23 protein-coding genes and 1 pseudogene are annotated in these 25,640 nt (G+C 71.9%); 13 read left to right on the top strand and 11 right to left on the bottom strand.

The window, feature by feature from the left end; genetic code table 11:
- Positions 1-161: 161 nt before the first annotated feature.
- Entirely contained in the window at positions 162-1,082 is a 921-nt protein-coding gene (locus tag ACF088_RS16130; RefSeq protein ID WP_392376399.1) for an MBL fold metallo-hydrolase, read from the bottom strand.
- A 128-nt stretch (positions 1,083-1,210) separates the two neighbouring features.
- Here ACF088_RS16130 and ACF088_RS16135 point away from each other — a divergent pair, with 128 nt between their 5' ends.
- From ACF088_RS16135 to ACF088_RS16145, 3 genes and pseudogenes are all read left to right on the top strand, one after another.
- Positions 1,211-1,783, top strand: a complete 573-nt coding sequence (locus tag ACF088_RS16135; RefSeq protein ID WP_392376400.1) for a TetR/AcrR family transcriptional regulator — start codon at positions 1,211-1,213, stop codon at positions 1,781-1,783.
- A 123-nt stretch (positions 1,784-1,906) separates the two neighbouring features.
- Positions 1,907-2,362, top strand: a pseudogene (locus ACF088_RS16140) (sensor histidine kinase); the annotation flags it as partial.
- A complete protein-coding gene (locus ACF088_RS16145) occupies positions 2,350-2,994 on the top strand; it encodes a LuxR C-terminal-related transcriptional regulator (RefSeq protein WP_392376401.1) in 645 nt (214 codons plus the stop codon). The pseudogene ACF088_RS16140 and the gene ACF088_RS16145, both read left to right, overlap by 13 nt.
- A 60-nt stretch (positions 2,995-3,054) precedes the next feature.
- Here ACF088_RS16145 and ACF088_RS16150 read toward each other — a convergent pair whose 3' ends face one another.
- Positions 3,055-3,771 carry a TetR/AcrR family transcriptional regulator gene (locus tag ACF088_RS16150; protein WP_392376402.1) on the bottom strand — a complete coding sequence of 239 codons (717 nt, stop codon included), beginning with the start codon at positions 3,769-3,771 and terminating at the stop codon, positions 3,055-3,057.
- Positions 3,772-4,055: 284 nt separating this feature from the next.
- Here ACF088_RS16150 and ACF088_RS16155 point away from each other — a divergent pair, with 284 nt between their 5' ends.
- Positions 4,056-5,699 (top strand): FAD-dependent monooxygenase, encoded by a 1,644-nt coding sequence (locus ACF088_RS16155; RefSeq protein WP_392376630.1) that lies wholly within the window; start codon positions 4,056-4,058, stop codon positions 5,697-5,699.
- 84 nt (positions 5,700-5,783) lie between these two features.
- Here ACF088_RS16155 and ACF088_RS16160 read toward each other — a convergent pair whose 3' ends face one another.
- On the bottom strand, positions 5,784-6,443 hold the full coding sequence (locus tag ACF088_RS16160) for a TetR/AcrR family transcriptional regulator (RefSeq protein WP_392376403.1): 660 nt from the start codon (positions 6,441-6,443) through the stop codon (positions 5,784-5,786).
- 192 nt (positions 6,444-6,635) lie between these two features.
- Here ACF088_RS16160 and ACF088_RS16165 point away from each other — a divergent pair, with 192 nt between their 5' ends.
- Both ACF088_RS16165 and ACF088_RS16170 read left to right on the top strand, forming a co-directional pair.
- On the top strand, positions 6,636-7,079 hold the full coding sequence (locus ACF088_RS16165) for a nuclear transport factor 2 family protein (protein ID WP_392376631.1): 444 nt from the start codon (positions 6,636-6,638) through the stop codon (positions 7,077-7,079).
- A 10-nt stretch (positions 7,080-7,089) separates the two neighbouring features.
- The gene (locus ACF088_RS16170) at positions 7,090-7,935 is read left to right on the top strand and encodes an NAD(P)H-binding protein (protein WP_392376404.1); all 846 of its coding nucleotides are present in this window, start codon (positions 7,090-7,092) and stop codon (positions 7,933-7,935) included.
- 1,513 nt (positions 7,936-9,448) lie between these two features.
- Here the strand turns inward: ACF088_RS16170 and ACF088_RS16175 are convergent.
- The 3 genes from ACF088_RS16175 to ACF088_RS16185 form a co-directional block, all read right to left on the bottom strand.
- Positions 9,449-11,686, bottom strand: coding sequence for a family 2 encapsulin nanocompartment cargo protein terpene cyclase (locus ACF088_RS16175; RefSeq protein ID WP_392376405.1), 2,238 nt, complete (start codon positions 11,684-11,686; stop codon positions 9,449-9,451).
- 155 nt (positions 11,687-11,841) lie between these two features.
- On the bottom strand, positions 11,842-12,822 hold the full coding sequence (locus ACF088_RS16180) for a RimK family alpha-L-glutamate ligase (RefSeq protein WP_392376406.1): 981 nt from the start codon (positions 12,820-12,822) through the stop codon (positions 11,842-11,844).
- Entirely contained in the window at positions 12,819-13,862 is a 1,044-nt protein-coding gene (locus ACF088_RS16185) for a RimK family alpha-L-glutamate ligase (protein WP_392376407.1), read from the bottom strand. The genes ACF088_RS16180 and ACF088_RS16185 overlap by 4 nt, the downstream gene beginning before the upstream one ends.
- Positions 13,863-14,123: 261 nt before the next feature.
- On the opposite strand from ACF088_RS16185, the gene ACF088_RS16190 reads away from it, so the two are divergent.
- The 3 genes from ACF088_RS16190 (at position 14,124) to rocD (ending at position 16,943) form a co-directional block, all read left to right on the top strand.
- Positions 14,124-14,618: an Lrp/AsnC family transcriptional regulator gene (locus ACF088_RS16190; protein ID WP_392376408.1), complete on the top strand. Its 495-nt coding sequence runs from the start codon at positions 14,124-14,126 to the stop codon at positions 14,616-14,618.
- 268 nt (positions 14,619-14,886) lie between these two features.
- The gene (gene ddaH / locus ACF088_RS16195; RefSeq protein ID WP_392376409.1) at positions 14,887-15,711 is read left to right on the top strand and encodes a dimethylargininase; all 825 of its coding nucleotides are present in this window, start codon (positions 14,887-14,889) and stop codon (positions 15,709-15,711) included.
- Entirely contained in the window at positions 15,708-16,943 is a 1,236-nt protein-coding gene (rocD, locus tag ACF088_RS16200) for an ornithine--oxo-acid transaminase (RefSeq protein ID WP_392376410.1), read from the top strand. The genes ddaH and rocD overlap by 4 nt, the downstream gene beginning before the upstream one ends.
- Before the next feature lie 77 nt (positions 16,944-17,020).
- Here the strand turns inward: rocD and ACF088_RS16205 are convergent, their stop codons facing one another.
- The 3 genes from ACF088_RS16205 to ACF088_RS16215 form a co-directional block, all read right to left on the bottom strand.
- Positions 17,021-18,601: a SulP family inorganic anion transporter gene (locus tag ACF088_RS16205; RefSeq protein ID WP_392376411.1), complete on the bottom strand. Its 1,581-nt coding sequence runs from the start codon at positions 18,599-18,601 to the stop codon at positions 17,021-17,023.
- Positions 18,602-18,668: 67 nt separating this feature from the next.
- A complete protein-coding gene (locus tag ACF088_RS16210) occupies positions 18,669-19,280 on the bottom strand; it encodes a carbonic anhydrase (protein ID WP_392376412.1) in 612 nt (203 codons plus the stop codon).
- 440 nt (positions 19,281-19,720) lie between these two features.
- Positions 19,721-20,119 carry a hypothetical protein gene (locus ACF088_RS16215; RefSeq protein WP_392376413.1) on the bottom strand — a complete coding sequence of 133 codons (399 nt, stop codon included), beginning with the start codon at positions 20,117-20,119 and terminating at the stop codon, positions 19,721-19,723.
- A gap of 432 nt (positions 20,120-20,551) precedes the next feature.
- Between ACF088_RS16215 and ACF088_RS16220 the strand changes: the two genes are divergently transcribed.
- Entirely contained in the window at positions 20,552-21,232 is a 681-nt protein-coding gene (locus tag ACF088_RS16220) for an alpha/beta fold hydrolase (protein ID WP_392376414.1), read from the top strand.
- 116 nt (positions 21,233-21,348) lie between these two features.
- Here ACF088_RS16220 and ACF088_RS16225 read toward each other — a convergent pair whose 3' ends face one another.
- Positions 21,349-21,891: a CGNR zinc finger domain-containing protein gene (locus ACF088_RS16225; RefSeq protein WP_392376415.1), complete on the bottom strand. Its 543-nt coding sequence runs from the start codon at positions 21,889-21,891 to the stop codon at positions 21,349-21,351.
- A 144-nt stretch (positions 21,892-22,035) separates the two neighbouring features.
- On the opposite strand from ACF088_RS16225, the gene ACF088_RS16230 reads away from it, so the two are divergent.
- The 3 genes from ACF088_RS16230 to ACF088_RS16240 all read left to right on the top strand — a co-directional run bounded on the left by ACF088_RS16230 (position 22,036) and on the right by ACF088_RS16240 (position 24,054).
- Positions 22,036-22,491, top strand: coding sequence for a VOC family protein (locus ACF088_RS16230; protein WP_392376416.1), 456 nt, complete (start codon positions 22,036-22,038; stop codon positions 22,489-22,491).
- An 80-nt stretch (positions 22,492-22,571) separates the two neighbouring features.
- Positions 22,572-23,459 (top strand): pyridoxamine 5'-phosphate oxidase family protein, encoded by an 888-nt coding sequence (locus tag ACF088_RS16235; RefSeq protein WP_392376417.1) that lies wholly within the window; start codon positions 22,572-22,574, stop codon positions 23,457-23,459.
- Positions 23,460-23,595: 136 nt separating this feature from the next.
- Positions 23,596-24,054, top strand: a complete 459-nt coding sequence (locus tag ACF088_RS16240; protein ID WP_392376418.1) for a nuclear transport factor 2 family protein — start codon at positions 23,596-23,598, stop codon at positions 24,052-24,054.
- Between the two features lie 36 nt (positions 24,055-24,090).
- Here the strand turns inward: ACF088_RS16240 and ACF088_RS16245 are convergent, their stop codons facing one another.
- Positions 24,091-25,527 (bottom strand): PLP-dependent aminotransferase family protein, encoded by a 1,437-nt coding sequence (locus tag ACF088_RS16245; RefSeq protein WP_392376632.1) that lies wholly within the window; start codon positions 25,525-25,527, stop codon positions 24,091-24,093.
- Positions 25,528-25,640: the final 113 nt, after the last annotated feature.

Raw genomic sequence — 25,640 nt, forward strand, 5'->3', positions numbered from 1 at the left:
TCTCCAACAAGGCGAAATGCGTGAAAATTCAGACAAAAGCCGATTTTCTTATTAAACGTGGCTAAGGGTGGCGAGGGGTAACCCTCCGGATGCCATGGGCGGGACGCGGCGTACAGGCGGCGCCACCGGCGGGGCAGTGGCGGTGGCGGGCGACGGTGGGGTCAGGGGCGGTCAGGGGCGACGGCGCGGTCAGGGGCGACGGGTGAGAGCCGGTAGGCGTCGCCCTCGGCGATGACCCGGCCCGCCGTGGGCGGCGGGAAGTGGCTGCCCAGGAGCAGGGTGTCGGTACCGGCGAGCGAGGCGAGGAGGCTACGGCGGGTCCTGGCGGCCTGTGCGGGGTCGACGTCCGCACAGCTGCAGATGTCGGGGCGCGGCAGCTGGACCGGGTGGTGGATGCAGTCGCCGGTGATCAGGGCCGTCTGCCCGGCACTGCGCAGCTCCACGGCGAACTGGCCGGGCGTGTGTCCGGGGGTCGGCAGGAGGCGGACGCCGGGAGCGACCGTGGCGCCTTCGCCGGGCACGTCGACCAGGTCGAGCAGCCCGGCGTCGCGGACGGGGTGGACGGAGTCCCGGAACATCTGACGGCGGGCGTCGTCCAGGTCCTGGCCCGACCAGTGGTCCCACTCCGCACGGGCCGTCAGATAGCGGGCGCGGGGGAAGGTGGGGACCCAATCCCCCTTGTCGGCGCGGGTGTTCCAGCCGACGTGATCGGTGTGCAGATGGGTGAGGAGGACCAGATCCACCGCGTCCGGGGCGAAGCCGGCCGCCGTCAGACGCCGGAGGTAGTCGCTGTCCAGGCGGTCCCAGGCGGGGTTGGTCCGGGGTTTGCCGTTGCCGATCCCGGTGTCGACGAGAAGGCGCAGCCCCTGCACCTCTATCGCGAAACTGTGCGTGGCCAGGCGGAGGGTGCCGTCGTGGTCGGTGAAATCCCGCTGCAGCCACGGCGCTTGGGCCACCACGTCCGGGGTGGCATCGGGCAGCAGCCATCGGCCGGTCTGTGCGGGGAGCGCGGTCTCATCGATACGGCGGACGGTGATCTCACCCACCGTCCAGGCGGGGACCGCGTCACTGACGGCATGCATGAGGTGTCCTCTCGCGAGCCAAAGGCAATATTTTTGCGTTAAGCCACACGCTACCGCGCTCGCGGCGCTAACGCAAACAGATTGCTTTTATGTGGACCCGTGCGGCTCCGAGCCTTTAAGGTGGAGCCATGAGCCCCAGGCCGATGACCCGCCCCGGGGGACGCAGTGCCCGCGTCCAGGAATCGGTGCACGCAGCCGTGCGCGCCCTCGAAGCCGAAGAGGGCCGTGCGGCACTGACGGTTCCCCTGGTCGCCGCTCGCGCCGGGGTCACGCCGTCGACGATCTACCGCCGGTGGGGAGACCTCCAGGAGCTGCTGTCCGACGTGGCCGTCGAGCGCCTCCGTCCGGAGGCACCGCCCGCCGATCACGGAGCGCTGCGCACGGACCTGGAGGCATGGGCCGAGCAGTTCCTGGAGGAGATGGCCTCGCCCCCGGGGCGGGCCTACCTCCGCGACGCGCTCGCCGGCGACCCGGACGGCAGCCATGCGGGCCAGTGCTCGGCCTACGCCGCCGAGCAGGTGAACGTCATCCTCGCCCGCGCCGCCGACCGCGGCGAGCCGGCCCCGGACACCGAACTCGTGATGGACCACATCGTCGCCCCCATGATGTACCGGCTGGTTTTCCGGCCGGGCCCGACGGACGCGTCGTATGCGCGCGGCCTCGTGGAGGCGACCCTCTCCGGGCTGATGCCACGGCCCTGACCCCGTCCGTCCTGCCCGCGCGCCGGTGGGGCGCACGGCGCCCGTCGTGGCGCACCGGATGGCATTGGCCCCTGAGCCCCGGGTGAGGCCCTCGCCCGCACGTCACGGTCCGCTGCGCGGAAGGCGGCGAGCAGCGGCCTCGATGTGGCGGTGCGCGAGGACTCGGTGGAGGAAGGCCCGCGCGCCCCGGCGGCGGTCGAGGCGGCCGCGTACTTCGTCGTCGCGGAGGCGCTGACCAACGCCGCGAAGCACAGCGGGGCGGACCGCGCCACGGTGGCACTGGCCCGCGGAAACGGCCTGTTGACGGTGTCGGTCCGTGACGAGGGCCGCGGCGGCGCCGGGACCGGCTACCCCGGAGAAGATTCCGGGACCGGCTCGCCTGTGGAAGGCACCGGGACCTGCTCCCCCGGGGAAGGGGCCGGGACCGGCTCGCCTGCGGAAGGCGCCGCCGGAGCGCCGGGGGGCAGCGGGCTGCTCGGCATCCGGCGACGGGTCGCGGCGCTCGACGGGACCGTGGAAGTGACCAGCCCCGTCGGGGGCCCGACGGTGATCGAAGTGGAGCTGCCGTGCGTGTGGTGATCGGCGAGGACAACACCCTGTTGAGGGAGGGCCTGGTGCTGCTGCTGACCTCCGCCGGGCACGAGGTGGTGGCGGTCGCGGCCAGCGGGCCGGAGGTGCTGCCCGCGCTGCTCGCACACCGCCCGGATGCCGCGGTGCTGGATGTCCGGATGCCCCCCTCCTTCCGTGACGAGGGCCTGCGGGCGGCGCTGGCGGCGCGGCGGGAGATACCCGGTCTGCCGGTTCTGGTGCTGTCGCAGTACGTGGAGGAGACGTACGCCGTGGAGTTGCTGGGCGGTGGCGCCGGCGGGGTCGGCTATCTGCTGAAGGACCGGGTGGGGCGGGTCGACGAGTTCCTGAACGCGCTGGAACGCGTCGCGGCGGGCGGCACCGCGCTGGACCCGGAGGTGGTCACGGAGCTGCTGACCCGGCGCCGCGACGATCCCCTCGACGCCCTGACGCCACGCGAGCGTGAGGTGCTGCAGCTCATGGCCCAGGGCCGGGACAATGCGACGATCGCGCAGTTGCTGGTGGTGTCCGACCGCGCGGTGAGCAAGCACATCGGAAATATCTTCGCGAAGCTGGGACTGCCGACGAGCGACAGCGGGCATCGACGGGTGCTGGCGGTGCTGGCGTACCTGAACGGGCGGTAGGCGCGGCCCACGGCAGTGGGGCGGAGGCCTCACCCGGCATCGGCCGCCCGGGGCCGGCCGTCAACCGCCGGCAGGCGGGGGCGTGGGGCCGGGCCCGGTGGCCCGCAGCCCTGCGATGAGCAGCCGCAGCCCGAAGGCGAAGTGCGCGGCGAAGTCCGCACTGGTGAACACCGGCAGCGCGGGGGCGAGATAGGGGTACTGCGCCGGCGTCACCGCGGCGCGCAGCCGGTCGGGGTCCGCCGGACCGTCGCCCGCGACCTGGAGGGCGGCCTGCTCCTCCAGGGTGTGGCCGATGGTGAAGTGGACGAGCGTGAGGGCGGCACGAGCGGCGTCGTCGGGGGCGAAGTCCGCTTCGCGCAGCACACCGATGAGGGTGTCGGCGAAGCCGAGGGTGTGACTGCCGGTGGAGTGCGTGCCGGCGTAGACGCGGGCCCCGTCCCGGCGGCCGAGGAGCGCCGCCCGCATGCGGCGGGCCAGTTCGGCCAGGCGCTCGCTCCAGTCCGCTGACGGGAGGGGCCGTTCGAGGCAGTCGGCCAGCAGCGCTTCGGCCATGGCGGTCAGCAGCTCGTGCTTGGTCGCGAAGTAGCGGTACAGGGCACCGGCCCGTACGTCCATGGCCTCGGCCAACCGCCGCATGGTGAGTGCATCGAGCCCGACCTCGTCCAGCAGTGCCAGGGCGACTTCGACGGTGCGCGCCTGGTCGAGTTTCGGGGGTCGGCCCCGTGTCGTGGCAGCGGCACGGGCATCGGGAGAGCTGGGGGTTGACGCGGAACTCATGCATCTCATTATAGTGAACAGCGTTCACGTGAACACTGTTCACTAAAGCTGAGCAGAAACTCGACCGGAGGCCAGTCATGCATGCCGCCAGGGATCTCGCTGCCGCTGCCGATGCCGATGCCGATACCAAAGCCGACATCCACACCGACGCCGGGACCGGTATCAATGCCGGCACCGGTACCGGCACCGCCCCCGACACGGACACCGGCACCGGAACCGGAACCGGCACCGGCATCGCCCCGGACACCGATGTGATCGTGGTGGGCGCGGGGCCGACCGGGCTGATGCTCGGGACCGAACTGGCGCTGGGCGGCGTACGGGTGCAGATCCTCGAACGGCGGGCCACGGCACAGCGGGACTCACGGGCACTGACACTGCATCCGCGCAGTATCGAGCTGTTGGACCAACGGGGCCTGGCGGACCGGTTCCTGGCAGGTGGGCGCCGGGTGCCGGGGTGGCACTTCGCGGGACTGGACACCCGGCTGGACTTCAGCACCCTGGACACCCGGCACGGCTACACCCTGTTCCTCGCCCAGGCCCGCACCGAACAGCTGCTGGCGGAACGCGCGAAGGAACTCGACGTGCCGGTCCGGCGCGGATACGAGGTGGTCGGGCTGCGCCAGAATGCCGCCGGCAACGGCACGGGCAGCGGGGGACCGGACGAGGCCGGCGTGGAAGTGGCGGTCCGCGGCCCCGGCGGCACCGTGGAGACCGTACGCGCACGGTATGTGGTCGGGTGCGACGGCGGGCGGAGCATGGTGCGACGGGCCGCCGGGATCGGCTTTCCCGGCACCGACGAGACGCTGAGCGGAGCGCTCGGGGATTTCGCGGACGTCGCCCCGGAAGCCCTCGACCGCGCGCGGGCCCATGGCGTACTGGCCGTACCGCTGGAACCGGAGCCCCTGACCGGGCCCGCCCCGAAGGGCGACCGCGCGGAGGACCCGGCAGGCAGGTGCACGGAGGACCCGGCAGGCGGGTGGACGGAGGGCCCGGCAGGCCCGCGAACGGAGGATCCGGCGGGCGGACGGACGGGCGGCGGTACCCGGATAGTCCTCCTGGATCCACAGCGGATGCGGACACCGTCCGCCGAACCGCTGACGCTCGACGAGTTCCGGGCCTCCCTGCGACGGATCTGCGGCACCGACTGCGGGGTGGCGCAGCCCCGTTGGCTGTCGCGGTTCGGCAACGCCACCCGTCTCGCGGCCTCTTACCGTGCCGGGCGCGTCCTGCTGGCGGGCGATGCCGCCCATATCCACTTCCCGGCGGCCGGCCAGGGCCTCAACACCGGGCTCCAGGACGCGATGAACCTGGGCTGGAAGCTCGCTGCCGAGATCAACGGCTGGGCCCCGCCCGGCCTGCTCGACAGCTACCACGCCGAGCGGCATCCGGTCGGGCAGGCGGTCACAGAGAACACCGAGGTCCAGACGCTGCTGGCGGAGCTGACCCTGGTCTCGCCGTACCAGCGGCCGGCCGCCGCACTGCGCGGGCTGCTGACCGAACTCCTGGGCATCGAGGAGGTCAACCGCCGCCTGGCCGGGCTGGTTTCCGCGCTCGACACCGCCTATCCGCCCACCGGCGCGGATGCCGACCCGCTGGCGGGACGGCGGATGCCCGATATCACTCTGACGGCGACCGGCTCAGCGGCGCTACGCGTCTACGAACTCCTCCCGCACGGCCGGTTCGTCCTGCTCGACCTGGCGGGGGACGAGGAGATGCGGCAGTCCGTCGAGACCGCATGGGGAAAGCGGGTGACCGCACTCGGCGTCACCGAGTACGACTCGCGCACCGACCTTGACGGGGTGCGCGAGATCCTCGTCCGCCCCGATGGCCATATCGCCTGGGCCACCCGCAGCACGGATGTACAGACCCGCCGCACCGAACGGGTCCGTGCGCTGACCAGCTGGGCCGGCCGCCCCGCAGGGGAATGAGCGGCGAGGGTGCGGCGGCTTCAGGCCACCTGCCCCTCACCCAGGCCCCTCACCCCTCACCCCTCACCCCTCACCCAGCAGCCCTCACCCGGCACCCAGCACCCTGGCCACGAAAACGGCCAGTTGGGCCCTCAGCCGATCGCGGGTCACCCCTTCCTGGCCGGCGAGGTGCTCGACCAGATCGGCCCGGGTCGCGGCCAGCAGCACGTGCGCGGCGAAGTCACCGTCCCGAGCCGCTGCAGCAGCCGCCGCCCCAGCCGCCACCCCGGTTGCCGCACCGGCCGCCGCCGTATCGGCCGCCGCACCGATCTCCGTATCGGCCCGCTCCAGCATCTCCCGCAGGATGCCGTGCCACCACGCGTACGACGCCCCCTGGTACGGGCTGCCGCTGCCGGCTTCCTCCAGGGCCAGGGAAAGATGGCGGTGGTCGAGCTTGAAGCACAGGAGGGCGTCGAGCAGCGCCGGCACCCGCGCGTGCGGTGCTGCCGACGGCCCGAGCGGCGCCGGCCCCTCCACCACGGCCTGCCGCAGGGGCTCGATCCGTGCGTCGAACACCGCCCGGATCAGGCCCGTGCGGTCACCGAAGCGACGGAAGAGCGTCCCCTTGCCGACACCGGCCGCTGCCGCGATGTCGTCCATCGACACGCTGCGGGGGCTCGCACTGCGGGCGAAGAGCTCATCGGCGGCCGACAGAACGGCCTCGCGGTTACGGAGCGCATCCGCGCGCGCCTTGCGTTCAGCCATGGGTGGGAGCGCCCCCCTTACGAAACGGACCGTCGGTCCGTATAGTCTCGACAGCGGTTAAGCGGACCATCGGTCCGCATCGCATCCCCAGTCTAGAGGCGAGACGCCCCCATGAAGAACAGCGCACGCGGCAACCCCGTCGAGGGCAGCGCACGCGGCAAGCCCCTCAAGGGCAGCGAAGGCGGGCACCCCATGGCCCCCACGGCGCAGGCGACACCACCGGCAGATCTCTACCGCCACGGGCTGCAACTGCTCCTGGACAAGGACATCGACGGCTGGGTGGCCCTGTTCGACGACCATGCGGTCTTCGAGTTCCCCTTCGCCCCGGACGGCTATCCGAAGCGGCTGGAGGGAAAGGCGGCAATCGCCGCGTACATGCGGGACTACCCCGATCACCTCGACCTCCACGCGTTCCCCTACGTGGAGATCCACCGGACCGATGCCCCCGGCACCCTCGTCGTCGAAATGCGTGCCGTCGGCCGGATCGTGGCATCCGGCGCCCCGTGCGAGATGGCATATATCGCCGTGGTGACGGTCGTGAACGGCCGTATCACCCACTACCGCGACTACTGGAACCCGCTGGCCGTACCGGCCTCCATGAGCGAGGCGAAGTCTCCGCTCGCCCCCACGTCCTGACGGAGTGACGATGACAGACCGCGACACCATCCTGGTCACCGGAGCCTCCGGCACCACCGGCAGCCGCGTCGTGCGCCGGCTCACCGCGCTCGGACACCCCGTCAGAGCCGCCGCCCGCCACGCTCCCGAGCTGCCGCGCGCCCAGGCCGTCCCCTTCGACTGGTACGACCCGGCCACCCACGACGCCGCACTGCGGGGAGCGGCCCGGCTCTACCTCGTCCCGCCCACCGCGGCCCCGGACCCGGCCGCCGTGATGATCCCGTTTCTCGAACGGGCCCGTTCGGCAGGCACCCGCCGCGTCGTCCTCCTCAGCTCCTCCGCCATCCCCGCCGGTGGCCCGGGGGTGGGCCAGGTGCATGCGGCGCTCCCGGGCCTCTTCGAGGCATGGGCCGTGCTGCGCCCTTCCTGGTTCATGCAGAACTTCACCGGCCGCCACCCGCACGCGGAGAGCATCCGTACCAGCGGCGTCATCATGACCGCGACCGGTAAGGGCCGCGTCGGCTTCATCGACGCGGACGACATCGCCACCGTCGCCGTGCACGCCCTCACCGACGAACCGGCAATCCCGGACGCCGACCTGGTGCTCACCGGGCCGCAGTCCCTGAGCTACGACGACATCGCCGCCACCCTCACCGCCCTCACCGGCAGGCCGGTACGCCATCGCTCGCTCACCCACGACCAGCTGCACGACCGTCTGGCTGCCGGGATGCCCGCCGCGTTCGCCACCCTGCTGGCCGGCCTGGACCGCGCCATTGCCGACGGCGCCGAAGACCGCGTCACGGACACCGTCGAGCGCCTCACCGGCCGCCCGCCACGCAGCTTCGAGGAGTTCGCGGCAGCGTGGCGGCGCGGCTGAGCGGGGTGCACGTCAGCCGGCGAACCCCGGGTACACGAGGCCCGGGTACACGAGGCCGGGGTACATGAGGCCGGTGCCCGGGTAGACGGGGCTCCCCGAGCGCATGGGGCTCCCCTGGTACACGGGACTCCCCTGGTACGCGGGACTCCCCGGACTTCCCGGGCGCACCCGCTTTGCGGTGTTCCCCCGGTGTGCAGGGTTCACCCGGTGCGCAGGTTTCACCGGGTGCGCGGCGTTCACCCGATGTCCAGCCTTCACCGGGTGCGCGGTGCTCACCCGATGCCCAGCCTTCACCGGATGCCCAGCCTTCACCGGGTGTGCGGTGCTCACCGGGTGCGCGGCGTTCACCGGGTCCGCCGGACGCTCCGTGTTGGCAGACTGATCCGCGCTGTCCGAGTTCTCAGGACCGTCCGCGTTCCCAGGACCATCCGCGTTCCCAGGACCATCCGGGTTTCCGGGGCCGTCCGGGTTTCCGGGGCCGTCCGAGTTCCCCGGACCGTCCGCGTTCCCCGGACCGTCCGCGTCCTCCGGGCCGCCCGAAGACGCCGGGCCGTCCGTGTCTCCCGGGCCATCCGCACGCGCCGGGTCATCCGCACGCGCCGGGCCGTCCGGGTCACCCGGGTCGTCCGAACGCGCTGTGGTGTCCCGGTCCTCCGGCTCCTGCGGATACCGCGGGCCGTTCGCGCTCAGCCGCAGGCTCCCGAACCGCGCGTTGCGCCAGGATCCGGCGCGCACGGTGGTCACCACCGATCCGGAGCAGTCGCGGCCGTTGTACAGAACGAGGTCGGTGGGGGTGTCGTTGTCCACCTCGCCGTACCCTTCGCCCACTCCGTAGCAGTGGTCGTCGCCGGGATCCTCGATCCGGTACATCCGGTTGCCCTGCCGGATGTGGTACGTGATGACGCCGGAGACGGCCTCGGCGTCAGTGGGGCCGAACGCGGCGGAAGCCCCCGTGAAGGCCACAGCGCCAAGCAAAGCGATCATGCGTCGCACAGTCGGAACTCCTCGTCAGCCATGGGCAGCGGTCCGGCCCTCGGTCACACCCGTGCGGGATTTCGCCATGTGGGGTTCCCGATGACATATCGGGATATTCACCTCGGACGGGATATTCACCAGCCAGCAGGAGCCCGCGGGAGGCATTGCGGGCCCTGGGGCCGCTGTTCGAGGGACGGGCCGGACGCCGCCCGTGGGCCGGTGCCCGTCCCGTGGCCGGAGGGTCGGTGCCCGTCCTGCGGCCGGAGGGTCAGCGCCCGTCCTGCGGCCGGACGGCCGGTGCCCGTCCCGTGGCCGGACGGCCAGTGCCCGCCCTCCGGCCGGACGCTGCCCGGCCAGAGGACGTCGCGACGTCGCGGGGCACGGGTCATGGCAACGAAGAGCCGACCGCGGGCCGGCTCACCGCGCTCATCGGCCGTTTCGGTGGACGGGCTGTCGTCCGGCTTTCCCTCGGGCAGCCCGGCATCGTGCCGGGGCAGGTACACGCGCGGGAACTCCAGACGGCGGACCGGGCTACCGCCTACCCCACCCCCGCGACCGACGCCCTGAAGAGGCGGGCCGCCGACATCCCCAGCCCGGTCTGCTCGCCCAGCCACCCCGGCGAACCCGTGGGATGACGCAGCTCGGGCTCGGTGTAGCGCAGGCAGCCCCGGTGCCAGGTGAGGATGCCGGCCAGCCAGTTCTCCAGCTCGCGGACGTAGCCGTCGAGTGCCTTGCGGACCTCGGGCGACAGGCCGAAGTCGTCGCAGACGACCGGGAGTTCATGGGCCGCGACATGCTGGAACTCGTGCATACGCGAGGTCATGAGGTCATTGATGATGTTCAGCGCGGTCGGGTAGTCGCAGTCGAAGAAGTTCTGGACGACCAGGATGCCGTTGTGGACCTCGCCCTCGTACTCGATCTCCTTCTGATAGGAGAAGACGTCGTTCAGCAGACAGGCGTAGTCGGCCGCGGCGTTCTCCAGGGAGCGCAGGGTGCCGGTGCGGTAGACCTCCGGTGGGATCTGCCGGCCGTGGCCGATGCGGCACAGGCTCATGGTGAGGTCGGAACCGAAGGTCGCGCGGCGCATCTCGATGTAGTCGACCGGGTCGGGGATGCGGTGGTGGACCTGGTTGTCGAGCTCCCAGATCCAACTGGCCGTCATCGTGTCGACGGTTTCACGGAACATCCGGCGCGCTTCGGGGGTCATCGGTCCCGCCGTACGTGCCCACAGGTCGGCCAGCCCGCGTTCCATCGCGTTGACCGGCTCGGGCACGGCGGCCGAGGGGTCGAGCGGCATGCACGCCGACAGCCGCGCGGTGCACACCTTGGCCGAGGCGATATCGCGGGTCCGGCCGAAGACCTGGGGGTAGTAGTCGTCGGCGTAGGTGCCCCAGGCCAGCCAGGCGGCGCCCAGGTCCAGTTGCTCCGGAGTGGCGTCCGGGTGGAGACCGGCCGCGCACAGCGCCAGGTCGTAGCGGACCATCGCGGGCTCGTCCCAGACATCGGACAGCGGCACCCCGGGCTGCGGGCCGAAAATGCCCATGCGGCGCGCCCATGCGACGACGCGGTGGCGGGCGCCCTCCAGGTGCGGGCTGAGGGTGGTGGTGAAGGGCATGGCGAGGTCGGGGATGCGCGAGGGGCCGACCTTCTGGTGCGGGACATGGGTGGAGCTGCGGAAACGGTGCGCACCGGCCGTGGTCAGCGCGGTCCTCAGATCCGTCGCCGAGGTGCCGAGTCCACCGAAGGAGAAGGGCGACCAGGGCCGCGAGGTGCCGGCCGCGGACCCGCCGCCGTTCATATAGCGGCTGGAGCGCAGATGCCATTCGTGGCCACCCGACTGCCAGTCCTGGAGCCCCTTGGCGTACGCCAGCACCTGCGCACAGGACTTGGGATCCAGGCCCTGGTCCAGGAAGAGCGCGGGGAGTTCGGCGACCACGGTGTTCTCGAACTGCTGCAGCCGCGAGGTGATCAGGTCGTTGACGGCGTCCGCGGCCTCCTGGGTGGTGCAGTTCAAGAAGGTCTCCAGCACCAGGACGCCATTGCTCAGCTCGCCCTCCTCCTCCGTCTCCCGCTGGTAGGAGAAGAGGTCGTTGCGCAGATGCACCCCGTCGGAGAAGGTGTCGCGCAGCACCCGCAGCGGACGGGAGCCGGCGACGGCCGCGGGCACCTCGGCGCCGGTCGCATACTCCACCAGGCCCGCCGACCAGGGCGCGCCACCGACCTTGCGGCGCATCTCGATGTACTCGACGGGGTTGGGCACCCGGTGGATGTTGATGTTGGACAGTTCCCACAGCGACTCATTGAGCAGATGCTCGGTGCTCTCGGCGAACCGCTTCCGCCACGCCATGGACATATGCGGCACCGTGCGCGCCCAGAGATCGGCGAGCCCCGCCTCGACGGGATTGGCCGGTTCGGGAACGGCCGCGGTCAGGTCCATCGGCATGAAGGCGGGCAGCCGGTCGAGGTACTCCTTGCCGCCCTTCCGGTCGAGCGTCCGCTTGAACTTCTCCAGGAAGTGGTCGTCGAAGAAGAAGACCCAGACGTACCAGTCGGTCACCAGCGAGAGCGCATCCGCGTCGCAGTCCGGGTGGGTGTAGGAGCACAGCAGGGCGTAGTCGTGGGCGTCGAGATCCTTCTCCTCCCAGATGTTCGAGCCCTCCAGCATCCTCATCTCGCGGGCCCACTTCTTGGAGTGCGTACGCGCCGTCTCCAGATGCGGGTTCAACCGCGCCGGGTAGGGCGTGTAGAAGTCAGGCAGTTCGAATGGCTGTGTCACCGTTGCCGGCCTCTCCCCTTACGTACGGAAGGAAGGCGCGGGGAACCACGCCTTCCGAACGGGGCAGCGCTACCCCAGGGGTCAACGCATTAGGCCTTACGGAGGAGGAGCTTCCGCCTCCGATCCACTTCGGTTCGGCGCCCTCCGAACAGGGTTTATTTCTCGCCGACTTCTGCCACTTTTCTTTCGCCGGGGCCTCTTTTTCCGGGGCCTCTTTCGCCGGCTTTACCGGGCTTACCGGTCTTACCGGCGCCGAGGCTCCGGCCTCTCGCGGCCGTGCGCAGGGCGAGCTGTGCCAATGCCTCCGGGGCGCCGGCCTGGCCGCGGATACCGGGGAAGGCATTGATGTCCACGATGAGGGGCGCACCGCCACCGGCGTCGAGAACGTCCACCCCGTAGACGTCCAGACCGAAGACCTCGCCGGCCCGGAGCGCGGCGCCGGTCCAGCTCGCGGGCAGCTCACCGACCGGCAGCGGCAGCGTCGGCCCGCGGCCGTCCGGGGCCAGCTCCGACCGGCGCAATCCGGCGAAGAGCCGCCCGTCGACCACCCACAGCTTGTGGTCCCAGCCGCTGTTCGCGGTGAACTCCTGGACCACCACCGGCTCATCGGGCCAGTCGGCGGCCAGCTCCCGCAGCCGTGCGGCGCTGTCGGCACGGGCCACGAGGTCATGGCGTCGGCTGAACCGGCTCTTGATCACCAGCGGGCCGTCCGGTTCACCGGCCGCGGCCAGCTCCCCGACCGTGGCCACGGCCGCGGTACCGGCGAACGGCAGCCCGGCCGCGCGGGCCACCGCGGCCATCTCGACACGGTCCTGGCATCGCGCGGTCGCCGCCGCGGAGTTGAGCACCGGGGCGCCGTGCTCCTCCAGGAGGGCGGCAAGCGCCAGCGCCCGGGGCGTACGCGCCTTGAGGAGGTAGACATCGGCGAGCGAGGAGAGATCGAGCGAGGAAGAGTCGGGCCAGGAAGAGTCGGTCGAGGAAGAGTTGGTCGAGGAAGAATCGAGCGAGGAAAGGTCCCGGGCCTGCCCCTTGCTGCCCGGGTCCAGCCAGACGACCTGATGCTCCGGGGTCAGCAGCTCGGTGACCGCGGCCAGCAGCGGATGCCCAGGATCCGCGGTGACCAGCCCGATCCTCACCGGCCACCACCGATCGAGGCCGCGGGCCGGCTGGGGCGGGGAACGGGCGGAGCAACGGGCGCAGCGGTGAAGGGAGGTGTCGTGGCGGACGCCGCGGCCGCCGGCCCCGTCGTGGCAGGCGCCGCCGTCGGCTGCCCGGTCGTCGGCTGCCCGGTCGTCGGCTGCTCGCTCGTCCGCTGCGCGGCCGGCCCGGCCCCCTGCCCCGCCGTCCCGTGACGGGCGAGGTCCAGGATCGCGGCGGACACCCGGGCGACCGCGTCCGGCACCTGACGGAAGCTCGGGAAGTCATTGATGTCCACGACCACCGGACCGTCCGGTCCGAGCAGAATGTCGACCCCGTACAGATCGAGGCCGAACACCGTGCCGACCTCGGCGGCGAGCCGGGCGATGTCGGGGGTGAGCGGGACCTGACGTTCGCGTACGGCGTGCGCGGGGTGCAGCGGAGAGCACCGCTCGGTCGCGTACAGCTCGCCGGCGACGCTGTACACCTTCAGATCCGTACCGGAGTTGGGCACATAGGGCTGGGCGATGAGCAGCCCCCCGCCCGGCGCGCCCAGGTCCCCGGCACCGGCCGGCTCCACGGGATCCAGCAGCCGGTCCGGTGTCGCCACCAGCCGCACGGCACGCCCGGAACTGCCGTCCGCAGGCTTCACCACGAGAGGGAACTCCGCCTCTGCGATCTCCGCGAACTCCTCGGGACGGGCCGCCGCATACGTCACCGGGACGGGCAGCCCGCTGCGGCGGGCGATCACCGCGGCCAGCGCCTTGTCCCGTACGCCGCGGATCGCCCGGACATCGTTCACCGTCGTCAGCCCGACGGAAGCGGCGGCTTCCAGAAGCGTCAGCCCCGGACCACCCGAAACGGTCTTGAGGACCCAGGCATCATGACTGCCGGCCTGAATCGCCTCGGATATGGGGATCAGCGAGCGGCCGGGCCACAGCACATCCACCTGGTGGCCCCAGGCGCCGAGTTGGCGGATGACGTCCAGCGGCATGCCGTCGTGGCGGTACTGCTCCTCCACCAGGAAGCAGAGTCTCATCGGGGCACCCTCATCATCGCCGCACGTCCGTCCACCGTCCGTCCGTCCGGCAGATCCATGACGTACCAGGATCCCATGCGCATTCCGGCGGGAGCCGTGGACCCACGCACCCGGCTCCGGCCCGTATTTCCGGCGTGGCTGCGGCACCCTGCACGCCCGCCCGGCCCTTACGGCCCCTCCTGCCCCGCGCCTGTGCCGCTCGCTCTCCCGCCCTCGCGGTCGATATTCTGGGCGACTCCGACCGATTGGGAGGTCGCCCCGGTGACCAACAAGGCCGCGCCCTTCGACGACCTCGACCGCAAGATCGTTGCGGCGTTGATCGACAACGGCCGGGCGAGCTTTGCGGAGATCGGTGCGGAGGTCGGGCTGTCGTCCACCGCGGTGAAGCGACGGGTGGACCGGATGCGGGAGAACAACGTGATCACGGGGTTCACCGCTACCGTCCGGCCGGCCGCCCTGGGGTGGCTGACCGAGGCGTATGTCGAGGTGTACTGCGACAGCGCGGCGCCGCCCCGGCGGCTCGCGGAGGTGGTGCGCAACCATCCGGAGATCGCCGCGGCGATGACCGTGACCGGTGGCGCCGATGCGCTGCTGCACGTACGGGCGAAGGATGTCGAGCACTTCGAGGAGGTGCTCGAACGGATCAGGGCCGAGCCGTTCATCCGCAAGACGATCAGTTACATGGTGCTGTCCCATCTCCTGCCGGACAGCCCGGAGGCGGGCGCCAGCCAGTCCTCGGGCGGCTCCGCCCCCTGACCAGGGGCCGGGCGAAAAACGCGCCGGTGGTACGCGTGGTGCACAGCGTGGTGCACAGCGTGGTACGCAGCGGGCGCGTTGCGCGCAGTAATCCGGCGCCGGGCTGCACGATCACGCAGCATTCCTGCGTTGATGTGCAGCATTTGATTCTTGTGACCCGAATCCGTCGCTCCTTACCGTGGAAGCACCCCGGGTGACCCTCGGTGATATCCGGTCGCCCCGCATGCGACGCATGCCCCGTAAGGAAGCGAAGGGACATCCCGTGCCGATGAGTCGTGTGTCGCGCCCCCGGCGCTATCTGGTCTGCGAGCCCAGACACTTCGATGTGCGTTACGCGATCAATCCGTGGATGAGTGCGGACATCCCGGTGGACACCGCCCTCGCGGGGCACCAGTGGGAGACGCTGATGGGCGCCTACCGCGACCACGGGCACACGGTGGAGCGCGTGCCCCCGGTGGCCACGCTGCCCGACATGGTGTTCGCGGCGAACTCCGCGCTGGTCATGGGCGGCCGGGTCTTCGGCTCGTCCTTCCACGCGCCGCAGCGGCGGCCGGAGTCCGTGGAGTACGAGACCTGGTTCAAGGCGGCCGGGTACGACGTCTACCGGCCCGAGTCGCCGTGCGAGGGCGAAGGCGATCTCGTACCGGCCGGCCGCTTCATCCTGGCGGGTACGGGCTTTCGCACCACACCGGCGGCGCATCGTGAGGTGCAGGAGTTCTTCGGCGTACCGACCATCGGCCTGCAGTTGGTGGACCCGTACTTCTACCACCTGGACACGGCGCTGTTCGTCCTTGAGGAGACGGCGGAGACGGGCGACGCGAATATCGCCTACTACCCCGGGGCGTTCTCGACCGGCAGCCGTGAAGTACTGCGACGGCTCTTTCCCGAGGCGGTGCTCGCCACCCGGGACGACGCCATGGCCTTCGGCCTCAACTCCGTCTCCGACGGCCGCCATGTCTTCGTCGCCCCGCAGGCGACCGGCCTGATCGACCAGCTCAGCGCGCACGGTTATGTCCCCGTCCCCGTCGACCTCTCGGAGTTCCACAAGGCCGGCGGCGGCATCAAGTGCTGCACCCAGGAGATTCGCTCATGACCGCTCCCACCCGTACCGCCCGCGTGCACGCTCCCCGTTCGTCCGCGGAGCTGATCCAGGCCGAGGGCCCGGTCCTCGCGCACAATTACCATCCGCTGCCCGTGGTGGTCGCGCGCGCCGAAGGGGTCTGGGTCGAGGACGTCGAGGGGCACCGGTACCTCGACATGCTGGCCGGCTACTCGGCGCTCAACTTCGGCCACCGCCACCCGGCCCTGATCGAGGCCGCGCACCGCCAGCTCGACCAGCTGACCCTCACCTCCCGCGCGTTCCACAACGACCGGCTCGCCGGTTTCGCCGAGGGCCTCGCCGAGCTCACCGGCCTGGACATGGTCCTGCCGATGAACACCGGCGCCGAGGCGGTGGAGAGCGGCATCAAGGTCGCGCGCAAGTGGGCGTACGACGTCAAGGGCGTGCCGGCGGACCGGGCGACGATCGTGGTGGCCGGCGGCAACTTCCACGGCCGGACGACCACCATCGTCGGCTTCTCCGACGACGACACGGCCCGTATCGGCTTCGGGCCCTTCGCCCCCGGCTTCCGCACCGTCCCCTACAACGATCTCGCCGCGCTCGAAGCGGCCGTCGACGAGACGACGGCCGCCGTGCTGATCGAGCCCATCCAGGGCGAGGCGGGCGTCGTGATCCCCGACGACGGCTACCTCACCGGCGTACGCGACCTGACCCGGCGGGCCGGGTGCCTGTTCATCGCCGACGAGATCCAGTCCGGACTGGGCCGCACCGGCACCACCCTGGCCGTCGAGCACGAGTCGGTCGTGCCGGACGTGCTCCTCCTCGGCAAGGCGCTCGGCGGCGGCATCGTCCCGGTCTCCGCGGTCGTCGCCCGCCGCGACGTGCTCGGTGTACTGGGCCCCGGCCAGCACGGTTCGACCTTCGGCGGCAATCCCCTGGCGGCCGCGGTCGGTTCGGCCGTCGTCGAGCTGCTCGCCACCGGAGAGTTCCAGCGCCGCGCCGCCGAACTGGGCGAACGGCTGCGCAGCGGCCTGGCCGCGCTGACCGGCAAGGGTGTGACCGGCTTCCGCGCCCGCGGCCTGTGGGCCGGTGTCGACATCGACCCCGCCCTCGGCACCGGCCGGGAGATCAGCGAACGGCTGCTGAAGGAAGGCATCCTGGTCAAGGACACCCATGGCTCGACGATCCGGCTGGCCCCGCCGCTGACCATCACCGGTGAGGAGCTGGATGGGGCGCTGGGGAGCCTGGAGCGGGCGCTGGGGTAGGGGTCGCGGGTCGGCCCTGAAGACCGGCGCGGCCCCGGCGGTTCGTTCACCGCCGGGGCCGCGCAAGTGCGTCGGGATCAGCCGCGCTGCGTCGACCCGTCCGTGGGCGTGGACTCCGTCGAGGACGCCGTCGAGGACGCCGTCGTGGACCGCCCGGCCGTCACCGCGGCCGGCCGGTGTACGGGCGACGGGGCCGCCGCGCCGTTGTGCTGCGTGGTCCAGCCGTCCAGCGCGGTGCGGCAGGCGTGGTCCAGGTGCCGCAGTTCCGTCAGATCCAGCTCGACGGGCTTGTCACGGGGCAGCGCCTCCAGCGCGTCCAGGATCTTGGGCAGCCGCAGGAAGGTCGCATTGCCGCTGAGCGCGACGACGGTCCGTCCTCCGGTCAACTCCGGTACCCCGACCTGGACATGGGAGGTCTCCCAGGCTGCCTTCACCACAGCCAGCAGGAGGCCGAGCAGCACCCCCTCGAACATGTTGGTGAAGACGATCGCGCCCGCGGTCACCCCGAGGATCACCGCCTCGCCCCGGTGCTCCCGCCACAGCTGCGACAGCTGCCGTACGGGCACCAGCTTCGCCCCGGCGTGCACCAGGACGGCGGCGAGCGCGGCGAGCGGGACGACCCCGAGGGCTGCCGGGAGCAGCGCGGCGAAGACCAGCAGCCAGCCGCCGTGCAGCACCCGGGAGGCCTTCGTCCGCGCCCCGGCCTGCACATTGGCCGCACTGCGGACGATCACCGCGGTCATCGGCAGCGCACCGAGCAGCCCGCAGACGGTGTTGCCCGCGCCCTGCGCCATGAGCTCCTTGTCGTAGTCCGTGCGGGCCCCGTCGGCCATCCGGTCGACCGCCGCGGCGCTGAAGAGGCTCTCCGCGGAGGCGATGAGCGTGAAGGCGAGCACGGTGCCGATGACGGACAGCTGGGCCAGGCCGCCGAGTTCGCCGAGGCCGGGCGGCTGGATCGACGCCAGCAGGCCGTGCACCTCCACCTTGCCGATGGGCAGGGCGAACACCCAGGTGACAAGGGTGGCGACGGCGATGGCCGCGAGCGGGCCCGGCACCAGACGGACCTTCTCGGGCATCCGCTGCCACAGCACGAGCAGGCCGAGGGTGCCCACGCCGACCGCGAACGCGGTGAAGGCCTCGGGCCGGCTCGCGATCCCGGCGGCGAGAGAGGGCAGTCCGGTGATCTTGGCAAGGCCGCTGCCGGGCTGGTCGGTATCGGCCATGGCGTACACCTGGCCGAGGATGAGGATCAGCCCGATCCCGGCCAGCATGCCCTGGACGACGGCGACGGAGATCGCGCGGAACCACCGGCCGCAGCGCAGCGCGCCGAGTGCCAGTTGCAGGACTCCGGCTGCGAGCACGATCGCACCCAGGGACGCCAGGCCGAATTGCTGCACGGCTTCGTGGACGAGCACGGTGAGCCCGGCTGCCGGGCCGCTGACCTGGAACGAACTGCCCGGCAGACAACCGACGACCAGACCGCCGACAATGCCCGTGAGCAGCCCGAGTTCGGCCGGCACACCCGAGGCGACGGCTACACCGACACACAGCGGGACGGCGACGAGGAAGACGACGATCGAGGCGAGGACGTCACGGCGGAGCGTGCCGGGACTGAGCGGGGGGAGCTTGGCCGTGGTGCGCTTGAGCGCGGTGAGCATGGAGATCTCTCAGGTTGGAGGCGTAGGGCGGGGCGGGCGGCGGGCGGGCAGGCGGGCAGGCGACCGCTCAGAGCGGCTCGAAGCGCCCCGTCTCCGGCCGGTGCCGCCGCACGGCCCCCGTATGCACCTCGTAGAACCAGACGTCCAAGGACAGCCGCCCGGCGGCGAGGCCCTCCGCCACGCAGGGGTGGGCCCGCAGCCGCTCCGCCTGCGTCAGCGCATGCCGCTGCACAGCGGCGGCGAGTTCCGGTGTGCCGCCGTCCGCCCCGGCCGCCTCCGCGCCGCCCGAGAGTGCCGGCGCGGCGCTCTCCAGCCAGCCCCGGACGGCGGGCACCCCGGTCAGATCCTCCCCGCGCACCAGCGCACCGACCGCCCCGCAGTGCGAGTGGCCGCACACCACGATGTGCTCCACGCCCAGGACCCGCACGGCGTACTCGATGGTGGCGGCCTCCCCCGCGGGCCGCTCGGGGCGGTACTCGGGAACGATGTTGCCCGCGGTACGCAGCTCGAACAGATCGCCCGGCGCCGCCCCGGTGATCAGCGACGGCACGACCCGCGAGTCGGAGCATGTGAGGAACAGCGCCTGCGGCGACTGCCCGGCGCCGAGCCGGCGGAACTCCTCGCCACGCTCGACGCAGCGGTCCTCGAAGGAACGGGCGTGCGCGGTGAGTTGGTGCATGGTGGCCTGCCCCCTACTCGCCCCTGGGGGCGCGTGGTGTGGTCGGGTCATGGGTGGCGCGGCCGCTGCATCGACGGTGAGGTGGCGGCGGCGTGCCCCGGCGCGGGACGGTTCCCTGCGCCGGGCGTGCTCCATGAGCACGTGGGCCACTCTTACGGACCCTTCCTGAAGGCAACCTGAAGACCGCCCGAACGGCGAGCGCCCCGGCCCACGTCAGGCCGGGGCGGGCGCCTTCCTTGCCGGCCCTCCCAGGGCCGGCCCGCCCCCGCCGGAACGCCGACGCGGCCGCAGCTCGGGTGAGCTGCGGCCGCGTCGTGTCCCGCGGGGTGCCGCGCCGCGGATACCGCGTCACGCGACAGCACGGACCGGCGCCGGAGTGCCGGGGCAGCTGTCGCACGCCCCGCCTCCGTCCGCCCTCCCCCTCAAGGGAGCCGTTGCGGTTAGAAGGAGCCGTTGCGGTTGATCATCTCCAGGCAGGCCTTGTGCGGGCTGCCCTTGAAACGGACACAGAGATCTCCGCTCTCCTGCAGCCCCGGGGCGGTGTGGCCGACGATCTGGCCGCCGGACCGCTTCGCCTTGAACGAGTAGCTGAAGCCGCCCGGCTCGTAGATGTAGACGGTCGCGGACTTCCGGCTCTTGGGCGGGTTGGTCCAGGTCGCGGTGACAGTGCCGGGCTGGGGCGTCCCGTCCTGGCCGTCGGTCTTCATGCAGATCTGCGGCCCCGACCAGTCGTGGGTGCAGGCGGACGCGGCGGCGTGCGCGGCCGGTGTGGTGGCCACGGCGCTCAGCGCGATGGTTCCGGCGACGGTCAGCGCGCGAAGCAGCTTCGAACGGGTCATGTGTGGGGGGAGTCCTCTCCTCGGTGTACCGGCGGAAGACACAACAGCCCCGCCACGAATGGGGCGTGGCGGGGACCGCGGTCAAGTAGTTGATCTTAGTCTTACCTCGAACTCACGTGCCGTCAAAGGGGTTGCCCACCGCGGCGTGACGAGGTCGGCACAGGCCGCGGTACCGGGCCTCACCGCCCTGGCCCGGCCGGACAACGCCGGCCGAGGACCGCTCCCCTCGGCGGCTTCCGCCGACTTCGGTGATCGCCGCACCCACCCCCTCCGCGCTAACCACTCAAAAGCATGTGACCGGTTGACCCGTCCACACCTAACCCCTAAAGTTCAATTGAGTGGTTACGCCGACGGGGTCGAAGCCGCCCAGGTCGCCGTCCACCACCGCAATGCGCCCCGCGCACCTCTCCTGACCTCCCGGAGGCTCACGTCATGACCGCCATCGTTCTCGTCCACGGCCTGTGGGCCGACGGCTCCGCCTGGAGCGAGACCATCACCGCCTTGCGCGCCCTGGGCCACGAGCCGGTCGCCGCCCAACTCCCCCTGGACTCCATGGAAGGCGACGTCGCGGCCGTACGCCGGGTGCTGTCCACCGTCGACGGACCGGTGCTGCTGGTGGGCTGGTCCTACGGCGGCGCCGTCATCACCAACGCGGCCGTCGGCCAGGGCCACGTCAAGGCACTGGCCTATATCGCCGCCTTCGCCCCCGACCAGGGCGAGTCGGTCAGGGACCTCGCACACCGCCGCCCCGGCAGCGCGCTCCCCGAGCACCTCAAGGTCACCGACGACGGACACTCGTACATCGACCGGCCCGCGTACGGGAAGGTCGTGGCCGCCGACGCCGACGCCGCACGCATCGCGCTCGCCGCGGCCGTGCAGAAGTTCCCGCGCCTGGGCATCGACTCCGCCCCGTCCGGCACCCCGGCCTGGCGGGAGGTGCCTTCGCACTACCTGGTCGCCACGCAGGACCGTGCGCTGCCCGCCGCCACCCAGCGCGAACTGGCCGACCGCATGGGCGCCCAGACCACCGAATGGGACACCGGCCACGGCCCCATGTACGCCCACCCCCAGGACCTGGCCGACTACCTGCACACCCTCACCAAGGGCCTGTGACGCACCCCGCCCCGTTCCGCGGCGGTCCACCGGGAGGCCGGCCCTCCCGTAGGCGCACGGCACGCCCCTCGGCCCTCACCCAGGGACGGCCGGCGGCAGCCCACGCCGAACGGCGCTCAGGCCTCGCGCGTCTTCGCGTAGTGGCGAGAAGCCTTCGCGCGGTTGCCGCAGGCCGCCATCGAGCACCAGCGGCGGGTGCCGTTCCGTGAGGTGTCGAAGAAGTGCAGGATGCACGCCCCGTGCGCGCACCTGCGGATCCGGTCGGAGGCGGTGCGCAGCAGATCGAGGTAGTCACGGGTCGCGGTCCAGGCCGCGCCCCAGGACGGATCCTCGAACTCCGCCTCCTCGCCGGGACCCTCGGGAGTCAGGGTGGCGCGGATCCGGCCATGGTCGAGTACGGCGTTGACGCCCTCGATACCGGCCGCGCCGCCGGGGTCGTCGACGGCGGCGGCGAGCGCCTCGCGGGCGAGCAGCACATGCTCCAGCGCGGCGGCGTCGGCGGGAAAGCGGCGGTCGAGACCGTTGCTCGCGAGCCAGATGCGCAGCCCTTCGGGGCCGGTGAGCAGATCCTGGCGTACGCCGTCGAACATCCAGCGGGTATTCAGGAGATCCAGCGAGACGGGCTCTCCGATCAGGGGACGGGGGTCGGGTGCGGGCATCCCTGCCTCCTTCTGACGTCCGTATCCCCTCAGGGCTAACCACTCAAGAGTACGTAATCGGTTGCCCGCCACGTCTCTAACTCTTAACATTAAGTTCACCAGTTAGATCGGCGGATCGACCGATCCGCCGGAGAGGGGTCTGCCATGACGGCGACCAGCACACTCCGGGCCGGCCACGTCGGCCTGAACGTCACCGACCTCAACCGCTCCCTCGCCTTCTACGGGGACGTGCTCGGATTCGACGTGCTCGGCAAGGGCAGCGAGGACGGCCGGCACTTCGCCTTCCTGGGGCAGGACGGACAGCTCACGCTCACGCTGTGGCAGCAGGCGGACGGCGGGTACGCCCCGAGCCTGGCCGGGTTGCACCACCTGGCGTGGGAGGCCGGGACGGTCGACGAGGTGAAGGCGTTCGAGGCCCGCCTCCGCGAGCGGGGTATCGACTTCGCGTACAACGGATTCGTCGCCCACGGCGAGGGCGCCCCCTCCGGCGGGATCTTCTTCCACGATCCGGACGGCACGCGGCTGGAGATCTGCGTCCCCACCGGCGCGGAAGGCGCACCCACCCCGGTGACGGCCGCACCGACCTGCGGATTCTTCTGAGGAGCCAGAGGAGCTGGAGAAGCCGGAGTAGCTGGGGAAGCTGAGGACCGTGGACGATCGGAGCTGAGGAGCTGAGGACCGTGGACGATCCGTACCACGAGGGTGCGCGCGCCGTGCAGGACCGGCTCGGCGTACGCGCCGTGGCCGACCACATCGGCCGCTCCATCGGGCCGGGCATCCGCGAGGTGGCCGCGGCCTTCCTCGGACTGCAGCCGATGCTGGTGATCGGCGCGGCGGACGAGGCCGGCCGGATGTGGAGCTCCCTGCTCACCGGTACCCCCGGATTCGTGCGGGCCACGGGCCCCCGCCGGATCGCGGTCACGGGCGGCCCGCCGGACGGCGACCCGCTCACCGCGGTCCTCGCGGCCGAGGGAACCGACATCGGCACGATCGCCCTCGACCCCCGCACCCGCCGCCGTATGCGCCTCAACGGCACGGCCGCACCGACGGCCCGCGGCTTCGTGGTGGCGGCCGAGCAGGTTTTCGCCAACTGCCCGAGGTATCTGCAGCGGCGGACGCTCCGGGCACCGGTCCCCGCCCGGGCCGGTGCCGTGCGGCGGGGCCGGGAACTCACCCCCGGCCAGCAGCGGCTCGTCCGCACCGCCGACACCTTCTTCATCGCCACCGCGGCCGCCGACCGCACTGACGCCAGCCACCGCGGCGGCAACCCCGGATTCGTCCGGGTGACCTCGCCGAACGAACTCTCCTGGCAGGACTACCCGGGCAACTCGATGTTCCTGACCCTGGGCAATCTCGAAGGCGACCCGCGTGCCGGACTGCTGTTCGTCAACTGGAGCACCGGCACGACGCTCCAGCTCACCGGCACCGCGACCACCGTATTCGGCGCGGCCGGCCGCACCACGCGCTTCACGGTGGCCGAAGCCGTGGAGACCCCGCACGCCAGCCCGCTGCGCTGGTCCACACCCGAGTACTCGCCGGCCAACCCACCCGTGCGGGAGGGCGCATGAACCTCCCGGTGAACCTCCCGGCGAACCTCCTGGTGAACCTCCTGGTGCCGCCTCTCCTGCGCACCGAGCCGCCCCCCCCCCGCCAAGAGAAGGGCCCGCCCGGGTTCTCCCCCACAGTCAAGAGAAGGAGCCCGCCATGGGACCCCGCCCACCGTTCCCGCCGTTCGACGAGCCGAGCGCGCTGCAGAAGGTCCAGGCGGCCGAGGACGCCTGGAACACCCGCAATCCGGAACGGGTCGCCCTCGCCTACACCGAGGACTCGGTCTGGCGGAACCGGGACACCTTCCTCACCGGCCGCGACGAGATCGTCGCGTTCCTGCGCCAGAAGTGGGCCCGCGAACTGGACTACGCACTGCGCAAGGAGCTCTGGTCCTACAGCGGCAACCGCATCGCGGTGCGCTTCCAGTACGAGTCCCATGACGCGGCCGGCCAGTGGTGGCGCAGCTACGGCAACGAGCTGTGGGAGTTCGACGAGGAAGGCCTGATGCGCCGCCGGGAGGCCGGCCTCCACGACGTCGCGATCACCGGCGACGAACGCCGCATCTTCGGGCCCCGCCCAGTGGAAGAGAAGGGGCGGCCGATTCCGTTCCGCTGACCATCCGGAGGCGGGGATCCACCGGCAGACCCCTGCTCACCCGCCCGTCAGCGCCTCCCCCAGGACGGCCACCCCCTCCGCGATCTCGCCCGGTGTGCGGGCCGCATAGCCGAGGACCAGGCCCGGCGCGGCGGGGAGTTGGCGGTGCCAGGACAGCGGCTGGACCTTGACGCCGCGGGCGAGGGCCGCCGCGGCCAGGTCCGTATCGGAGCCGCGGCAGGCGCCCGGTGCGAAGGTGATCGTCAGATGCAGGCCGGCCGCCGCGCCGTGCACGGTCGCGCCCGGCAGCTGGGCCCGGATCGCCGCGATCATGGCGTCCCGGCGCTGCCGATGACGCCGGCGCAGCAGCCGCAACCGGCGTTCCAGCTCACCCGATTCCATCAGCCGGGCCAGCACCAGTTGCGGCAGTGCGGCATTGCCGAGGTCCGCGAACCGTTTGGCGTCGACCAGCGCCTTCCGGTACCCCGGCGGCGCCAGCACCCAGCCCACCCGCAGGGCCGGCGCGAGCAGCTTGGAGACGCTGCCGGCGTAACAGACCTGGTCGGCGAGGAGTGAGCGCAGCGCGGGGGCCGGTGCACGGTCGTAGCGGTGCTCGGCGTCGTAGTCGTCCTCGATGATCAGGCCACCGTCGGCCGCCCAGCGCATCAGTTCGCGGCGTCGGCCGCCGCCGAGCACCACCCCGGTCGGGAACTGGTGCGCCGGGGTGAGCAGTACGGCCCGCGCACCGCTCGCCCGCAGTGCGTCGACGCGTATGCCGTCCTCGTCGACCGGGACCGGCGGCGTCGCCTGCTGCCAGTGGCGCAGATGCTGTTGCGCTCCGAGGGACCCGGGGTCCTCCACCGCGATCTCCCGGATCCCGTCACGGTGCAGCACCTGGGCGATCAGGCCGAGGGCCTGCGCGGTACCGGCCACGATCAGCACCTCGTCCGGGTCCGCCCTGATCCCGCGGTTACGGGCCAGCCAGTTGGCTACGGCCAGCCGTAGCGCAGGAGTGCCGCGGGGGTCCCCGTAGCCGAGCTCGGTGGACGCAAGACCGGCGAGCACCGCGCGTTCGGCGCGGAGCCAGGACGTGCGGGGGAAGGCGGAAAGGTCGGGTACGCCGGGTGAGAGATCGATCCGCGCGGGAGTGGTGCGCAGCTCGTCGAAGATCTCCGGGCCGGGCGGAGCGGCGAACGGGGTGGTGGCCCGGTGCACGGAGGGCGCCGGGCCCGCGGTCCTCGCCGTGGCCGTCACGGGCGCGGCGACGACCACGGTGCCGCCTCTCCTCCGCCCGGCGAGCTGCCCGTCCTCGGTCAGCCGTTGATACGCCTCGGTGACCACACCCCGCGATACCCGCAGCTCGGCGGCGAGTACCCGGGTGGCGGGCAGCTTGCTGCCGACCGGCAGCCGGCCGTCCGCGATCGCGCGCCGCAACTCCCGGGCGAGCCAGTCCGACCGACCACCCGCGGGCGCCTCCGCGAGATTCAGCTGCAGGAAGTCGGAGGAGCCGGTGGCCCGGGGAGGGGACGACGAGCCGGCGGACGAGGACGCCGCGGACGAGGGAGTCGCGAACGAGGGAGTTGAAGGAGCTGAGGGAGTCGACGGAG

The sequence above is a fragment of the Streptomyces sp. NPDC015125 genome, from assembly GCF_043080045.1.
In the GTDB taxonomy this organism is placed as follows: Bacteria; Actinomycetota; Actinomycetes; order Streptomycetales; family Streptomycetaceae; genus Streptomyces.

What these genes read in the sequence shown, in the direction of transcription:
- ACF088_RS16215 (WP_392376413.1), bottom strand. Translation starts at nt 20,119, where the DNA reads ATGACCCGTTCGAAGCTGCTTCGCGCGCTGACCGTCGCCGGAACCATC.
- ACF088_RS16220 (WP_392376414.1), top strand. Translation starts at nt 20,552, where the DNA reads ATGACCGCCATCGTTCTCGTCCACGGCCTGTGGGCCGACGGCTCCGCC.
- ACF088_RS16205 (WP_392376411.1), bottom strand. Translation starts at nt 18,601, where the DNA reads ATGCTCACCGCGCTCAAGCGCACCACGGCCAAGCTCCCCCCGCTCAGT.
- ACF088_RS16150 (WP_392376402.1), bottom strand. Translation starts at nt 3,771, where the DNA reads ATGAGTTCCGCGTCAACCCCCAGCTCTCCCGATGCCCGTGCCGCTGCC.
- ddaH (WP_392376409.1), top strand. Translation starts at nt 14,887, where the DNA reads ATGAGTCGTGTGTCGCGCCCCCGGCGCTATCTGGTCTGCGAGCCCAGA.
- ACF088_RS16155 (WP_392376630.1), top strand. Translation starts at nt 4,056, where the DNA reads ATGCTCGGGACCGAACTGGCGCTGGGCGGCGTACGGGTGCAGATCCTC.
- ACF088_RS16185 (WP_392376407.1), bottom strand. Translation starts at nt 13,862, where the DNA reads ATGAGACTCTGCTTCCTGGTGGAGGAGCAGTACCGCCACGACGGCATG.
- ACF088_RS16240 (WP_392376418.1), top strand. Translation starts at nt 23,596, where the DNA reads ATGGGACCCCGCCCACCGTTCCCGCCGTTCGACGAGCCGAGCGCGCTG.
- rocD (WP_392376410.1), top strand. Translation starts at nt 15,708, where the DNA reads ATGACCGCTCCCACCCGTACCGCCCGCGTGCACGCTCCCCGTTCGTCC.
- ACF088_RS16130 (WP_392376399.1), bottom strand. Translation starts at nt 1,082, where the DNA reads ATGCATGCCGTCAGTGACGCGGTCCCCGCCTGGACGGTGGGTGAGATC.
- ACF088_RS16160 (WP_392376403.1), bottom strand. Translation starts at nt 6,443, where the DNA reads ATGGCTGAACGCAAGGCGCGCGCGGATGCGCTCCGTAACCGCGAGGCC.
- ACF088_RS16165 (WP_392376631.1), top strand. Translation starts at nt 6,636, where the DNA reads ATGGCCCCCACGGCGCAGGCGACACCACCGGCAGATCTCTACCGCCAC.
- ACF088_RS16230 (WP_392376416.1), top strand. Translation starts at nt 22,036, where the DNA reads ATGACGGCGACCAGCACACTCCGGGCCGGCCACGTCGGCCTGAACGTC.
- ACF088_RS16135 (WP_392376400.1), top strand. Translation starts at nt 1,211, where the DNA reads ATGAGCCCCAGGCCGATGACCCGCCCCGGGGGACGCAGTGCCCGCGTC.
- ACF088_RS16170 (WP_392376404.1), top strand. Translation starts at nt 7,090, where the DNA reads ATGACAGACCGCGACACCATCCTGGTCACCGGAGCCTCCGGCACCACC.
- ACF088_RS16225 (WP_392376415.1), bottom strand. Translation starts at nt 21,891, where the DNA reads ATGCCCGCACCCGACCCCCGTCCCCTGATCGGAGAGCCCGTCTCGCTG.
- ACF088_RS16210 (WP_392376412.1), bottom strand. Translation starts at nt 19,280, where the DNA reads ATGCACCAACTCACCGCGCACGCCCGTTCCTTCGAGGACCGCTGCGTC.